This is a genomic window from Mycobacterium sp. 1164966.3, assembly GCF_001665395.1.
GTDB lineage: Bacteria > Actinomycetota > Actinomycetes > Mycobacteriales > Mycobacteriaceae > Mycobacterium.
In genome coordinates this window covers 64458-79824 of sequence record NZ_LZSG01000037.1, presented here as the reverse complement: position 1 = coordinate 79824, position 15367 = coordinate 64458, and the positions used below count along the sequence as shown (strand labels likewise).

Below are 15367 nucleotides of genomic sequence, written 5' to 3'. Positions count from 1 at the left end.
AGGAATCGAGGAACTATGCGCGTCCATGGAACTGCTGACTCACTCAGATTCGCCGGGCTGGTCGCGGCGTCTGCGGCCGTTGTGGCTGCCGTCGGGCTGGCCGGCTGCGGTTCGACGGCCAACCCCCCAGCGGCCACCTCCGGTACAAGCGGCGCCAGCACGACCTCCGCGTCCGGAACGACGACGGCGAGCAGCGGAACCTCGGAATCGGCCACCTCGTCCGGCAGCGCGACGACGACCGTGACCTTCGAGACGGGCAACACGATCAACTACGGGTCGATGGGCACCACGTCGAGCATCGACTGCAAAGACGGCAAGAACCTGAACGTGGCCGGCAGCAACAACACGCTGACCGTCACGGGCCATTGTGCGGAGGTGACGGTCGGCGGCACGGGCAACAACATCACCCTCGACAAGATCGACAACAAGCTCAGGGTGATCGGGACGAACAACACGATCACCTATAAGGACGGCAAGCCGAAGGTGGACAAGCTCGGCTCGAGCAACACGATCAACGGACCGAGCTAGCCCGCCGGGGCGCCGTGCCGGCCGGCGCCCGCGGCGAACCGTCCGGCACCAGCCATGGCTTCGGCGGCGACGCGGGAGATGCTGGCGAATTCGACGTCCATTGCTTGCGCCTCGGGCAATCCCCACTGGTGCAGTGCCGAGAGCCGATCCGAGCGCATGCACTGCTGCGGCAACGCGGCCAGTTGGGCAGCCAGCTCCTCGGCGGCCTGCCGCGCCTGACCCTTGGGCACCACCCGGTTGGCCAGCCCCATCGCCAGCGCCTCGTCGGCCTTGACCCCGCGACCGGTGAGGATCATGTCCATTGCCCGGCTGTGCCCGATCAGCCGCGGCAGCCGCACCGTGCCGCCGTCGATGAGCGGCACGCCCCAGCGGCGGCAGAACACCCCGAAGACGGCGTCCTCCTCGGCTACCCGCAAGTCGCACCACAGCGCGAGCTCCAGACCTCCCGCGACGGCGTAGCCGCTGACGGCGGCGATCACCGGCTTGGACAACACCATTCGCGACGGCCCCATCGGGCCGGGCCCGTCCCGATGCACCGCATTGGCTTCCGGCGTGCCGAAGGCCTTCAAATCGGCTCCGGCACAGAAGGTTCCACCGTCGCCCCAGAGCACCGCCACGGATGCGCTGTCGTCGCGGTCGAATTCGTCAAACGCCGTGTACAACGCCGAGGCCGTCGGGCCGTTGACGGCGTTGCGCGCTTCGGGCCGGTTGACGATGACCGTGGTCACCGGGCCATTGCGCTCTACTCGCACCGGATCGGTCATGTCGCCTCCACGAGTCTGGTGTTGTCTTGTTCCAAGTCGCGTCGCTCCGCCAGTTCGGTGGCGAAGTCACGATAGGCGGCGCGCAGCCGGGCACCGGGCCACTGCTGCGGCAGCAACTCCGCTGGCAGCATCGGGTCGGTGAGCAGGTGGCGCACGATTGCCGCGGCTACCACGAAGCGGCGGGGAATGTCTGCGGCCCGGGCCATCTCGGCGAGCAGCTGATGGCCGGTGTCAGCCCAACCGGACAGGTCCCACAGCTGCCCGGCCAGCTGAGCGGGCGCGTCGTCGCGCACCTTCAGCACCCGTACCCGCGCCTGGACGTCGTCGTCCAACGCGAAGTCGAGGTTGTCGGGACGCAACCACACGCCTTCGCGCAGCTCACTGAAGCGCTTGTGGTACATGGTGTTTCGCAGAGCTGCCCGTGAGCGGGCATCGGTGCCCACGCTGGTGACGACCAGCATGATCCAGTCTCCGAGCCAGGGACGCTCCTGCGGGCGCATGGCCTCGTCCTGACGGCGCTGGCGGGCCAGCAATCGATCGGACAGCCGATAGCCGCCGGCGGAGCGGATCAGGTCGCCGGCGCTGACCATGCGTGTCAGCGCGACCCGCAATGTCGTTTCCTTGATTCCGAAATCTGCTGTGAGCCTGATTAATTCGCCAGCAGTAGCACACGCCGGATGGGCGCCGAGCAGCACGCTGAGCACCACCGAGCGGGCTGTCATGGTAGGCATCGGGTTACACCTGGGATGCTTTGCGGCCGTAGTCACCGAACGGCTCGTCCCGTTGTTTCACCGCGTCCCGGAAGCCGTGTTCGACGGCGTCGGCGACGAAGGCGTGCCCCTCCGGCGTGTGCCGGGCGACACCGTCGAACACGGTGCTGACCATCCTGCTGGTGGCCACACCTTGTTGCAGCAGAGCGGAATTGAGCGCGAGCTTGACCATGATCAACTGGTTGACGGGCAGCGCCGCGATGCGCTGGACCAGCCGCTCGGTGCGCTCGTCGAGGTCTTCGGGGGCCGGAGCCTCGACCGCCAGGCCCCACTCGGCGGCCTGCGCGCCGGTGATGCAGTCGCCGGTGAGCAGCAGGCGCTTGGCACGCTGGTCACCCAGCCGGTGCGCCCACAGCCCGGCTGCGGGCACGCCCCACACCCGGGTCGGCGGGTAACCGATCTTGGCGTCGGCGGCGGCGATCACCTGGTCGGCGTGCAGCGCGATGTCGGTGCCACCTGCCACGCAATAACCATGGATCTTGACCACCGTCGGCTTGTCGGCATGCATCAGGCTGGAGAACCCGCGCACGAAACGGCTCATCATCTGGTAGTCGACCATCGGGTCCCACGGCTGATTCGGGAGATGGTTGACAGCCTGGGTCTTACCATCCAGCACCGTGCCCTGGTACGCCCCGGTGCCGCCCGCCGACCCGGTGCCGTCGGCGTAGGCGCTCAGGTCGAAGCCGGCGCAGAAGCCCTCGCCTCGGCCGGACACCAGGATGACGTGCACTTCGGGGTCCAGGTCGGCGCGCTCCACCAAGGCCGATAGCTCCAGCGGAGTATCTGCGATGATCGCGTTGCCCTTCTCCGGACGGTTGAACGTGATTCGCGCAACCCGATCGGTGACCTCATAGGTCATCGTTTTCAGATTGCCGAAGTCGACGGGCCTGATCGCGTGCGTCATCCCTTGACCATCGCGCGCTCGAGGATCGGAGCGAGATCCAGGCCGGCGGGCATGGTGCCGAACGCTCCGCCCCACTGGCCGCCGAGCCGGGTGGCCAGGAATGCCTCGGCGACGGCGGGATGTCCGTGCCGCACCAGCAGCGACCCCTGCAACGCCAGGCAGATGTCCTCGGCGACCTTGCGGGCGCGGTATTGGATGGTTTCCAGGTCGGCAAGCTGGGGCCGTAGCTTGTCGACGTGGCTGTCCAACCGGGCGTCCTGCCCGGAGCTGGTGGCCAATTCGTCGAACAGCACCTCGACACATTCGGGTCGAGTTGCCATGGCGCGCAAGGTATCGAGCGCACTGACGTTTCCCGAGCCCTCCCAGATACCCATCAGCGGCGCCTCACGGTACAGCCGCGGCATGCCGGAGTCTTCGACATAGCCGTTGCCGCCCAGGCACTCCAGTGCTTCGGCGGCGTGCGGCGTGGAGCGCTTGCACACCCAGTACTTGCTGGCCGCCAAGCCGATGCGACGCAGCAGGGCTTCCCGTTGGTCGCCGCGCACCGCCTTGTCGGTGGCGCCGGCCATCTGCATCGCCACGATGGTGGCGGCCTCGGCCTCGACGGCCAGGTCGGCCAGCACGTTGCGCATCAGCGGCTGGTCAATCAGATAGGCGCCGAACGCCTTTCGGTGCTGGGCGTGATGAATGGCGCGGGTCAGACCGGTGCGCATGCTGGTGGCACTGCCCAGGGTGCAGTCCAGCCGGGTGAGGTTGACCATCTCGATGATGGTCGGGACGCCCCGGCCCTCCTCGCCCACCAGCCATGCGGTGGCACCGTCGTATTCGACCTCGCTGGACGCGTTGGCATGGTTGCCGAGCTTGTCCTTGAGCCGCTGCAGGAACATCCGGTTGCGGGTGCCGTCGGGCAGGATTCGCGGCAACATGAAGCACGACAACCCTTTTGGGGTTTGCGCGAGCACCAGGAAGATGTCGCACATCGGCGCCGAGGTGAACCATTTGTGGCCGGTCAGGCTGTAGGTGCCGTCCCCGTTGGGCGTCGCCTGGGTGGAGCCGGCGCGCACGTCGGATCCGCCCTGCTTCTCGGTCATCGACATGCCGGCGGTGATGCCGGCTTTGATCGTGGCCAGCTTGAGCTCGGGGTCGTATTCGCGGCTGGTCAGCAACGGCTCGTAGACGGCTGCCAACTCGGGGTTGTGGCGCAGCGCCGGCACCACGGCATAGGTCATCGAGATCGGGCAGATATGCCCCGGCTCTACGGTCCACACCGATGTCTTGGCGGCGCGTACCACGTGCGAACCCGGCCGCTCGTCGGCCCACGGCGCGGCGTGTAGCCCGTGGGCGATCGCGGTGCGCATCAGCTCGTGGTAGGCCGGATCGAACTCCACCTCGTCGACCCGGTGCCCGTACTGGTCGTGGGTGTGCAGGATAGGCCGGTTGCGGTCGGCGAGCTCGCCCCAACGCTGGGCTTGGTGGCTGCCGTTGATAGCTCCGAGCTCGGTCACCTCGTCCAGCCCCCATTGACCGCCCTCGCGGATCAGGGCTTCGACGAGGACCGCGGAGGACGCGGGATTGTGGTTCTCCAGCGGCGGAACCTGGTTGGTGACGACATGGGTGTCTGGCATGGTGTCCATATTACAGTTCTCCGACAACTGCACAAGGGATGTAATGGCAGTGCGGCGGCCAGGTAAAGCCGTTAGCGTCGGGACGTCGGCCGGGCGATTCTCGGGGGCGGGCCGGCAAGGAAAAAATTCGATGAGCAATCCATTGGTGAGCTGGCTCGCCGTCGTCGCGATCTTGGCTGCGGTCGTGACCGGATGCAGCGGCGATCACAGCTCAACCGCGTTGCCGGGCAGCAGTTCCGGGGCTGCGGGCAGGACATCGGCGGTGAGTTTGCCCGACGCCCCGCCGCCCGACGCCGGATGTCAAGGCGACGTCACTGCTCACCGCGACATCGGTCATCCGTCGCTGGGTACCGTTCGGCTGTTGCTGATGCTTACCGCGACGAAGCAAGTAAGCGACCACGGGTGTGTCGTCGCGGTCGCGGACACGGGGAAAGCGATCATCGCCATTCCGCTTGACATCGAAGGTAATTCGCTCGCGTTCGCCGATCCGGTGACCGACTCGACCGGGAATGCCTTCGTCACCTACAACCCAGGCCGATACGACGGGGTCCTCGTCCTCGTGCCGACGCCCAGCGGATTCCAAGACCCCGGGTGGTCGACGCCAGGTATCCACTATGTGGGCAAGCGCGCCTACTACGACGCCAAACCGCAAGGTCCGGGTCCGGACGGCAAGTACACGATCGTGCAGTCGCGCAACGACTGCGAACCAGATTGCGCGGGAGGCACGATTACGAACAAGGTGCTGCATTGGGACGGCAAGGATTATGTGGCATAGCGTTCGATCGATTACATCTACACCGAAAAGTGTTTCGGCGCAGTCACGTTGGTGGTTATGGTTCATCGGGATCGTTACGGCGGTGTCGCTCGTCGCGTGTGGGGGCCAGCCGACGTCAGCTCCGAACAATCCCGCCGCGGCGCTTAGCCGCTTGTGTTCTCTCGCAGGAACGCGATGTCGTCCTTGCGGCCCTCGTCGGCGGTCTCGCAGATCACCGGCGCATCGGCCGCTTTCACGACGGCGACCAGCAGGTCAGGATCGATCTGGCCGGCGCCGAAGTTGGCATGCCGGTCCGCTCCGGATCCTGCGGCGTCCCGCGAGTCGTTGCAGTGCACGAGGTCGATGCGGCCGGTCAGGGCCCTGATCCGGTCGACGGCGTCGACCAGCTTCTCCCCGGCGGCCCAAGCGTGGCAGGTGTCCAGGCAGAAGCCGATGCCGCTGTCGCCGATGTGATCCCACAGCCGGCCGATGGTGTCGAAGTGTCGGGCCATCGCGTGGTCGCCGCCGGCGGTGTTTTCCAGATACACCTGAACATCGGTTTCGAGGTACTTGAGCGCCTTGACCCACCGCTCGAAGCCGGCCTCCATGTCGTTATCGTCGGCGTGGCCGCCGTGCACGATCACCGCAGTCGCGTTGATTTCCGATGCCGCGTCGCAGGTGTCCTGCAGGATCTTGCGCGACGGGATGCGGATGCGGTTGTTGGCCGACGCGACGTTGATCAGATACGGCGCGTGGACGTACAGCGGTATCGGGGATGCTTTCAACTTGTCCGCGTCGTCGCGCGGCTTGGGCTTCTTCCAGCTCTGCGGGTTGCCGAGGAAGAACTGCACGACGTCGGCGCCGTCCGCCTGGGCGGCTTCCAGCGGATCATCTTGGTGGACATGCGAACCGATAAGCACGTCGGCCAGTCTACCCATGGCGAGCAGACGCAAAATCCCCCGATTCAGACCGATTTTGGGGGATTTTGCGTCTGCTCGCCAACTGAGCGTTGATGCGGTCGACGAGGCCGATGGGGTCATGTCGAATGTCGTCGACGGTCATCGGGATAATCGCCCATCCGCAATCTTGCAGTCGGGCGATTTTTTGGCGGTCGTGCAGCAGGGCATCTCGGCCGCCGTGCCACTCCAGGCTGTCGTATTCGGCGACGAGCATTGCGTCCGGCCACGCGAAATCGACGCGCCAGAGTTTGCCGTAGTGGTCCACGATTTCATACTGCAATTCCGGCATCGGTAGCCGGTGGTCGATGAACACCAGCCGTGCTTCGCTCTCCATCGGTGACTCGGCACGACCGTCGGCGTGACAGATCAACTCGCGGACCTTGACGATGCCGCGACGGCCCTTCTGATCACGGATCGCGGCGCTCAATTCACCTGTCGTGCAAGCACTTATATGCAACGCCGCATCCATAGTCGCGAGCGCACGTGGCCGTCGCAACGTTCGCGCCACCTCGATCACCGTCCAGGACGGTGCTGTCGCCAGCCGGCCCTCGACCCGTCGCAGCGGTGCCCCAATCCGCTGATGCACCATGAGATTCGCTGACGGTCGCATGCGCACCCCCGGATCCAGGATGTGCAGGCGCGACGTGTTCTCGGTGTCGAAGCCGTACAACGCCGCGGCAGTGCCCATACAGGCCACAATCGGTTGCGCGGCAAGGCGATCCAGTGCGGCCAGCTTGCCGGTCACGTCTTGCCCGCTCAACGCATAGACACCATGGCACACCCGAACGAGCCTGCCCGCCGCGACAAGTCCATCCAGACGTTTGCGGCTCAGCATGGTCAGCAGCTCGGCGGTGGTCGCCAATCCGCCGTTGGCTACGAGAGCACTTTCGATGTCCATGGGCGCATGATGCGCGGTATCCGACCGCGAAAGTAGGCAGCGACCGCCCGTTTGTGGACGAGCGCGCGGCTGTGCACGCGCGAGCAGACGCAAAATCCCCCGAAAACGGTTGTTTGGGGGGATTTTGCGTCTGCTCGCGAGGGAAGGTGCTCGCGCTGCTAGCGCTACCCGCTAGCGGTAGTCGCTGTAGCCGTAGTCGTCCAGCGGAACGGCGGCACCGGTGGCCTGACCGAAGTCCGGGCTGTAGTACTGGTCCTCGTACGACGGGATCGTGTACGCCGCGGCCCGGGCCTCTTCGGTCGGCTGGACCTGGATGTTCCGGTAACGGTTGATACCAGTACCGGCCGGGATCAGCTTTCCGATGATCACGTTCTCCTTCAGACCGTTGAGCTTGTCGCTGCGGCAGTTGATCGCCGCATCGGTCAGCACTCGCGTGGTCTCCTGGAACGACGCCGCACTCAGCCACGAGTCGGTGGCCAGCGACGCCTTGGTGATACCCATCAGCACCGGACGGCCGGCGGCGGGCTCGCCGCCCTCGGCCACCACCCGGCGGTTCTCCGCCTCGAACTCCGCACGATCGATCAGCGAGCCGGGCAGGAACTCCGTCGAACCCGAGTCGATGATGGTGACCCGGCGCAGCATCTGGCGCACGATCACCTCGATGTGCTTGTCGTGGATCGACACACCCTGCGCCCGGTAGACCTCCTGGACCTCGCGTACCAGGTGGATCTGCACCTCCCGCGGACCCTGCACACGCAGCACCTCGTGCGGGTCGGCCGAGCCTTCCATCAGCTGCTGACCCACCTCGACGTGGTCGCCGTCGGAGAGCACCCGCTCGGAGCCGTCCTCGTGCTTGAACACGCGCAGCCGCTGCCGCTTGGACAGCTTGTCGTAGACGACTTCTTCGCCGCCGTCGTCGGGAACGATGGTGATCTTGTAGAAGCGCTCACCGTCCTCGAGACGGACGCGACCGGTGACGTCGGCAATCGGCGCCTTACCACGCGGCACGCGGGCCTCGAACAGCTCCTGGACACGCGGCAGACCGCCGGTGATGTCCTCACCCACACCGCCTTGGTGGAAGGTACGCATGGTCAGCTGCGTGCCGGGCTCACCGATGGACTGGGCGGCGACAATGCCGACCGCCTCGCCGATGTCGACCAGCTTGCCGGTGGCCATGGACCGCCCGTAGCAGGTGGCGCAGACCCCGGTGCCGGTGGTGCAGGTCAGCACCGAACGCACCTTGACCTGCGTGATGCCCGCGGCCAGCAGGGCGTCGATCTCCGGGTCACCCAGGTCCTCGCCGCGCGCGACGACGACGTTGCCGGCCTCGTCGACCGCGTCGGTGCCCAAAGTCCGCGCGTACGCCGAGGTTTCGATGTACGGGTCGCGGATCAAAGTGCCGTCGGGCTGCCGCTCGGCCAACTCGACGAGGATGCCGCGCTCGGTCTCGCAATCGTGCTCGCGCACGATGACGTCCTGCGACACGTCCACCAGACGACGGGTCAGGTAACCCGAGTCCGCGGTACGCAACGCGGTGTCCGCCAAGCCCTTTCGAGCGCCGTGGGTGTTGATGAAGTACTCCAGCACGGTCAGGCCCTCACGGAACGAGGACTTGACCGGACGCGGGATGAACTCACCCTTCGGGTTGGTCACAAGACCTTTCATGCCGGCCAGCGTCCGGGTCTGGGTGAAGTTACCCGTGGCGCCGGAGTCGACGATCGTGATGATCGGGTTGTCGACCGGGTAGTGGTCGCGCAGGGCCTGCCCGACCTCGTCGGTGGCTTCCTTCCAGATCTCCACCAGCGCCTCGTTGCGCTCGTCGTGGTTCAAAGCACCACGCTGGAACTGCTTTTCGACCTTGTCGGCCCGCTCCTCGTAGTGGTCGAGAATCTCCTTCTTACGCGGCGGAACCAGCACGTCGGCCATGGAGACCGTCACACCGCTTCGGGTCGCCCAGTAGAAACCGGCGTCCTTCAGCTTGTCGACGGTCTGCGCCACCACGATCATCGGGTAACGCTCGGCCAGGTCGTTGATGATGGCAGCCTGCACCTTCTTGTGCATCTGCTTGTTGACGAACGGATACCCCAGCGGCAGCAGCTCGTTGAACATCACCCGGCCCAGCGTGGTCTCGGCCGTCCACGCGTCGCCCGGCTGCCAGCCGTTGGCGCCGAACAACTCGGCCTCCACCTCGGCCGACGGACGCAGTTGGTTCAACCGCACCTTGATCTTGGCGCGCACCGACAGCACCCCGCGGTCGGCCGCCATGATCGCCTCAGCCGGCGACGAGTACACGCCCGACTCGGGAGTGTCCTTGCCTGCGGGCTGGTACTCACCCTTGTCGCTGTCGACCTCGGTGGTCAGGTAGTAGAGGCCGGTCACCATGTCCAGTCGCGGCATGGCCAGCGGACGGCCCGACGCCGGCGACAGGATGTTGTTCGACGACAGCATCAGGATGCGCGCCTCGGCCTGCGCCTCGGCGGAAAGCGGCAGGTGCACCGCCATCTGGTCACCGTCGAAGTCGGCGTTGAACGCCTCACAGACCAGCGGGTGCAGCTGAATCGCCTTGCCTTCCACCAGCATTGGCTCGAAGGCCTGAATGCCCAGCCGGTGCAGGGTGGGTGCGCGGTTCAGCAGCACGGGGTGCTCGGCGATGACCTCTTCGAGGACGTCCCACACCTGCGGTCGCTGGCGCTCCACCATTCGCTTGGCGCTCTTGATGTTCTGCGCGTGGTTGAGGTCCACCAGCCGCTTCATCACGAACGGCTTGAACAGCTCGAGTGCCATCAGCTTGGGCAGACCGCACTGGTGCAGCTTGAGCTGCGGGCCGACCACGATGACCGAACGGCCCGAGTAGTCGACACGCTTACCGAGCAGGTTCTGACGGAACCGGCCCTGCTTGCCCTTGAGCAGATCGGAGAGCGACTTCAGCGGACGGTTGCCCGGCCCGGTGACGGGCCGGCCGCGACGGCCGTTGTCGAACAACGCATCCACGGACTCCTGCAGCATCCGCTTCTCGTTGTTGACGATGATCTCCGGCGCGCCGAGGTCGATCAGCCTCTTGAGCCGGTTGTTGCGGTTGATCACGCGGCGGTACAGGTCGTTGAGGTCGCTCGTGGCGAACCGGCCACCGTCGAGCTGCACCATCGGGCGCAACTCCGGCGGGATCACCGGCACGGCGTCGAGCACCATGCCCATCGGCGAGTTCCCCGACTGCTGGAAGGCGGCCACCACCTTCAGCCGCTTCAGCGCGCGAAGCTTCTTCTGCCCCTTGCCACTTCGGATCACCTCGCGCAGCGAGTCGGCTTCGGCGTCGATGTCGAAGTTCTCGATCAGCTTCTGGATCGACTCCGCGCCCATGGCGCCGGTAAAGTACTCGCCGTAGCGGTCGACGAGCTCGCGGTACAGGTTCTCGTCGACTATCAGCTGCTTGGGGGCCAGCTTGGTGAAGGTGTTCCAGATGTCCTCCAAGCGGTCCAGCTCACGCTGGGCGCGGTCACGAAGCTGGCGCATCTCACGCTCGCCGCCGTCGCGAACCTTGCGCTTCGCGTCGGCCTTGGCGCCTTCGGCCTCCAGCTCGGCCAGGTCGGCCTCGAGCTTCTGCGCGCGTGCCTCCAGCTCGGCGTCGCGCTGATCCTCAACGGCCTTGCGCTCCACCACCATTTCGGCCTCGAGCGTCGAGAGCTCGTTGTGCCGCATCTCCTCGTCGACCGAAGTGATGACGTACGCGGCGAAGTAGATGATCTTCTCGAGATCCTTCGGGGCCAGGTCCAGCAGGTAGCCTAACCGCGACGGCACACCCTTGAAGTACCAGATGTGCGTGACGGGTGCGGCCAGCTCGATGTGGCCCATCCGCTCACGGCGCACCTTGGCGCGAGTGACCTCGACGCCGCAGCGCTCGCAGATGATGCCCTTGAACCGGACGCGCTTGTACTTTCCGCAGTAGCACTCCCAGTCGCGAGTCGGTCCGAAGATCTTCTCGCAGAACAGGCCGTCCTTCTCCGGCTTCAGCGTGCGGTAGTTGATGGTCTCGGGCTTCTTGACCTCGCCGTAAGACCATTGCCTGATGTCCTCCGCGGTGGCCAGACCAATGCGGAGTTCATCGAAGAAGTTGACGTCTAACACGTAACTCCCTTTCCCCTTGCGGGTTTAGTAACCGTTAAGCACCGCGGCTGTGCCGCGATTTAAGCCAAGTCCTCGACAGACGCAGATTCGTTGCGCGACAAGTTGATTCCGAGGTTTGCCGCGGCCCGCTCCAGGTCCTCGTCCTCGCCCTCGCGCAGCTCGATCGCCGCGCCGTCGGACGACAGCACCTCGACGTTGAGGCACAGTGACTGCAGCTCTTTGAGCAACACCTTGAACGACTCGGGAATACCCGGCTCCGGAATGTTCTCGCCCTTGACGATCGCCTCGTAGACCTTGACCCGGCCGACGGTGTCGTCGGACTTGATGGTCAACAGCTCCTGCAGCGTGTACGCGGCGCCGTAGGCCTGCATGGCCCAGCACTCCATCTCACCGAACCGCTGGCCACCGAACTGCGCCTTACCACCCAGCGGCTGCTGGGTGATCATCGAGTACGGGCCGGTGGAGCGGGCGTGGATCTTGTCGTCCACCAGGTGGTGCAGCTTCATGATGTACATGTAGCCCACCGTCACCGGGTACGGGAACGGCTCGCCGCTGCGACCGTCGAACAGCTCCGCCTTGCCGTCGCCGTCGACCAGCACGTCGCCGTCGCGGTTGGGCAGCGTGGCCGACAGCAGGCCCTGCAGCTCCTCTTCCTTGGCGCCGTCGAACACCGGAGTCGACACGATCTGGTTCGGCTCGGCGCTCAGCAGCGCGTCGGGCAGGCTGGCCGCCCAGTCCGGCGAACCGTCGATATTCCAGCCGCTGTGGGCGCACCAACCCAGGTGGGTTTCCAGGATCTGGCCGATGTTCATCCGTCGCGGCACACCGTGGGTGTTCAGGATGATGTCCACCGGGGTGCCGTCCGGCAGGAACGGCATGTCCTCGACCGGCAGGATCTTGCCGATCACACCCTTGTTGCCATGCCGTCCGGCCAGCTTGTCGCCGTCGGAGATCTTGCGCTTCTGGGCCACGTACACCCGGACCAGCTCGTTGACCCCGGCCGACAGTTCGTCGTCGTCCTCACGCGAGAACACCCGGATGCCGATGACCTTGCCGGACTCGCCGTGCGGCACCTTCAGTGAGGTGTCGCGGACCTCGCGCGCCTTCTCGCCGAAGATCGCCCGCAGCAGCCGCTCCTCCGGCGTCAGCTCGGTCTCCCCCTTCGGGGTGACCTTGCCGACCAGGATGTCGCCGTCGCGGACCTCGGCACCGATACGCACGATGCCGCGCTCGTCCAGGTCGGCCAGCACCTCGTCGGAGACGTTCGGGATGTCCCGGGTGATCTCCTCGGCGCCCAGCTTGGTGTCACGGGCGTCGATCTCGTGCTCTTCGATGTGGATCGAGGTGAGCACGTCCTCTTCGACCAGGCGGTTGGAGAGGATGATCGCGTCCTCGTAGTTGTGACCCTCCCACGGCATGATCGCCACCAGCAGGTTCTTGCCCAGCGCCATCTCACCGTTGTCGGTGCAGGGACCGTCGGCGATGACCTGGCCGGCCTCGACCCGGTCCCCGGCGTCCACGATCGGGCACTGGTTGGCGCACGTGCCGTGGTTGGAGCGGGCGAACTTGCGCATCCGGTAGGTGCGCCGGGTGCCGGTGTCGTGCATGACGGTGATGTAGTCCGCCGACACCTCCTCGATGACGCCGCTCTCCTCGGCGACGACGACGTCGCCGGCGTCGATCGCCGCGCGCAACTCCATGCCGGTGCCCACCAGCGGCGCCTCGCTGCGCACCAGCGGAACCGCCTGGCGCTGCATGTTGGCGCCCATCAGGGCACGGTTGGCGTCGTCGTGCTCAAGGAAGGGAATCATCGCCGTCGCGACCGACACCATCTGGCGCGGCGAGACGTCCATGTAGTCCACCTCGGAGGAGGGCACGTACTCCACCTCGCCCGCCTTGCGGCGGACCAGGACACGCCCCTCGACGAACCGGCCCTGCGCGTCGATCGGCGAGTTGGCCTGCGCCACGACGTGGCGGTCCTCCTCGTCGGCCGTCAGGTAGTGGATCTCGTCGGAGACCACGCCGTCGACGACCTTGCGGTACGGCGTCTCGATGAACCCGAACGGGTTGACCCGCGCGTACACCGACAGCGAGCCGATCAGACCGATGTTCGGACCCTCCGGGGTCTCGATCGGGCACATGCGACCGTAGTGCGACGGGTGCACGTCGCGAACCTCGAGGCCGGCGCGCTCACGGGACAGACCGCCGGGCCCCAGCGCCGAGAGCCGGCGCTTGTGGGTCAGACCCGACAGCGGGTTGTTCTGGTCCATGAACTGCGACAGCTGGCTGGTGCCGAAGAACTCCTTGATCGCGGCGACCACCGGGCGGATGTTGATCAGCGTCTGCGGCGTGATCGCCTCGACGTCCTGCGTGGTCATCCGCTCCCGGACCACCCGCTCCATCCTGGACATGCCGACCCGGATCTGGTTCTGGATCAGCTCGCCCACCGTGCGCAGCCGGCGATTACCGAAATGGTCGATGTCGTCGGTCTCCACCGGCACTTCGACGCCGCCCGGGACGGTCATCGCGGTCTGCCCCTCGTGCAGGCGGACCAGGTACTCGATGGTGGCCACGACGTCTTCTTCAGTCAGCGTCGAGCTGGTGATCGGCTCACCGGCGTGCAGCCCGAGCTTCTTGTTGACCTTGTAGCGGCCCACCCGGGCCAGGTCGTAGCGCTTCTCCTTGAAGAAAAGGTTCTCCAGCAGGGTCTGCGCGGACTCCTTGGTCGGCGGCTCGCCCGGACGCAGCTTGCGGTAGATGTCCAGCAGCGCCTCGTCGGTGCCGACGGTGTTGTCCTTCTCCAGCGTCGACATCATGATCTCGGAGAAACCGAACCGCTCGTGGATCTGCTCGTTGGTCCAGCCCAGCGCCTTGAGCAGCACGGTGACGGGCTGCCGGCGCTTGCGGTCGATACGCACCCCGACGGTGTCGCGCTTGTCGACGTCGAACTCCAGCCAGGCACCCCGGCTGGGGATCACCTTGACGCTGTGCAGCGTCTTCTCGGTGGACTTGTCGATGGTCTCGTCGAAGTACACGCCGGGCGAGCGCACCAGCTGGCTGACCACGACACGCTCGGTGCCGTTGATGATGAACGTGCCCTTCTCGGTCATCATCGGGAAGTCGCCCATGAACACCGTCTGGCTCTTGATCTCGCCGGTGTTGTTGTTGATGAACTCGGCCGTCACGAACAGCGGAGCCGCGTAGGTGATGTCCTTGTCCTTGCACTCGTCGACCGGTGCCTTGACTTCGTCGAACCGGGGATCGGAGAAAGACAGCGACATCGAGCCGGAGAAGTCCTCGATCGGCGACAGCTCGTAGAGCACCTCTTCCAGGCCGCCCATCGCGTTGCCCTCGCCGCGTGCGGCGGCGGACTCGCGCCACCGCGGCGAGCCGATCAGCCACTCGAACGAGTCGGTCTGCACGTCGAGAAGCCCCGGAACTTCAAGCGGTTCGCGGAGCTTGGCGAAGGAAATTCGATCGGGCGCTCCGGGCACGGAGCTGTTAGAGGAACTTCCGCTATTAGAGGAACTTTGGCGACTCTGGTCTGTCTTGCTCTGGCGGAAATCTGCCAAGATGCATCCTTCCAGCACCTCGTGCGACTAACGAGATCCCCAGAGAGCGGATGCCCACCGGGCCTGTTCGCCGCGACAATTGTGTTAATCAGGCTGGCGGACGATCTGCCCGGATCTCACGCGCGCAACTAACTAGCTGGGCCACAGAAGGGGGCTCAGGCTAGGACCACAGTGTCAAGTGGCGATTGTGAGGTGGGCAGGAAGTAGCCAGCGCAACGTCCAACAATAGCGCAGGACCGCGCATTCCTCAACTACCCATGCCAAACGGCCCCGGGGCACCTCGCGCTGGCTGGCAATCTGGAATTGCCCCTGGAACACCTTGGACACATGCTGCCCAACAGATTGACCCGTTTACGTCCCGTCGTCAAGGGGTGCGGGGCGGCAAGTTGCGCCAAGTTCACACGAAATTGCCTGGATGAACCGTCACGGGCGGCAGCAGCGCGCCGGTGCGACTTTAGGTACCGGCTGAGC

10 protein-coding genes are annotated in these 15367 nt (G+C 65.8%); 2 read left to right on the top strand and 8 right to left on the bottom strand.

Annotated features, from left to right (window positions below):
• The first annotated feature begins 15 nt into the window (after nucleotides 1–15).
• Nucleotides 16–528, top strand: coding sequence for a DUF3060 domain-containing protein (locus tag A9W99_RS13150; protein WP_067378077.1), 513 nt, complete (start codon nucleotides 16–18; stop codon nucleotides 526–528).
• Here A9W99_RS13150 and A9W99_RS13145 read toward each other — a convergent pair.
• From A9W99_RS13145 to A9W99_RS13130, 4 genes are read right to left on the bottom strand one after another with little or no spacing between them, the layout of a single operon-like run.
• On the bottom strand, nucleotides 525–1292 hold the full coding sequence (locus tag A9W99_RS13145) for a crotonase/enoyl-CoA hydratase family protein (protein ID WP_067378074.1): 768 nt from the start codon (nucleotides 1290–1292) through the stop codon (nucleotides 525–527). The two genes, A9W99_RS13150 and A9W99_RS13145, sit on opposite strands and share 4 nt — an antisense overlap.
• Nucleotides 1289–2023, bottom strand: coding sequence for a PaaX family transcriptional regulator C-terminal domain-containing protein (locus tag A9W99_RS13140; protein ID WP_067378071.1), 735 nt, complete (start codon nucleotides 2021–2023; stop codon nucleotides 1289–1291). Before A9W99_RS13140 ends, A9W99_RS13145 begins: the two co-directional genes overlap by 4 nt.
• A 4-nt stretch (nucleotides 2024–2027) precedes the next feature.
• Nucleotides 2028–2966 carry a crotonase/enoyl-CoA hydratase family protein gene (locus A9W99_RS13135; RefSeq protein WP_067378068.1) on the bottom strand — a complete coding sequence of 313 codons (939 nt, stop codon included), beginning with the start codon at nucleotides 2964–2966 and terminating at the stop codon, nucleotides 2028–2030.
• Nucleotides 2963–4591: an acyl-CoA dehydrogenase family protein gene (locus A9W99_RS13130; protein WP_067378209.1), complete on the bottom strand. Its 1629-nt coding sequence runs from the start codon at nucleotides 4589–4591 to the stop codon at nucleotides 2963–2965. Before A9W99_RS13130 ends, A9W99_RS13135 begins: the two co-directional genes overlap by 4 nt.
• Before the next feature lie 130 nt (nucleotides 4592–4721).
• On the opposite strand from A9W99_RS13130, the gene A9W99_RS13125 reads away from it, so the two are divergent.
• Nucleotides 4722–5366: a hypothetical protein gene (locus A9W99_RS13125; RefSeq protein WP_067378065.1), complete on the top strand. Its 645-nt coding sequence runs from the start codon at nucleotides 4722–4724 to the stop codon at nucleotides 5364–5366.
• Between the two features lie 143 nt (nucleotides 5367–5509).
• Here the strand turns inward: A9W99_RS13125 and A9W99_RS13120 are convergent, their stop codons facing one another.
• The 4 genes from A9W99_RS13120 to A9W99_RS13105 form a co-directional block, all read right to left on the bottom strand.
• Entirely contained in the window at nucleotides 5510–6265 is a 756-nt protein-coding gene (locus A9W99_RS13120) for a deoxyribonuclease IV (protein WP_067378206.1), read from the bottom strand.
• Between the two features lie 10 nt (nucleotides 6266–6275).
• Nucleotides 6276–7202, bottom strand: coding sequence for a type IV toxin-antitoxin system AbiEi family antitoxin domain-containing protein (locus A9W99_RS13115; protein ID WP_067378061.1), 927 nt, complete (start codon nucleotides 7200–7202; stop codon nucleotides 6276–6278).
• A 171-nt stretch (nucleotides 7203–7373) separates the two neighbouring features.
• Nucleotides 7374–11324, bottom strand: coding sequence for a DNA-directed RNA polymerase subunit beta' (locus A9W99_RS13110; RefSeq protein ID WP_067378058.1), 3951 nt, complete (start codon nucleotides 11322–11324; stop codon nucleotides 7374–7376).
• Nucleotides 11325–11383: 59 nt separating this feature from the next.
• Nucleotides 11384–14896, bottom strand: a complete 3513-nt coding sequence (locus A9W99_RS13105) for a DNA-directed RNA polymerase subunit beta (protein WP_156623084.1) — start codon at nucleotides 14894–14896, stop codon at nucleotides 11384–11386.
• Nucleotides 14897–15367: the final 471 nt, after the last annotated feature.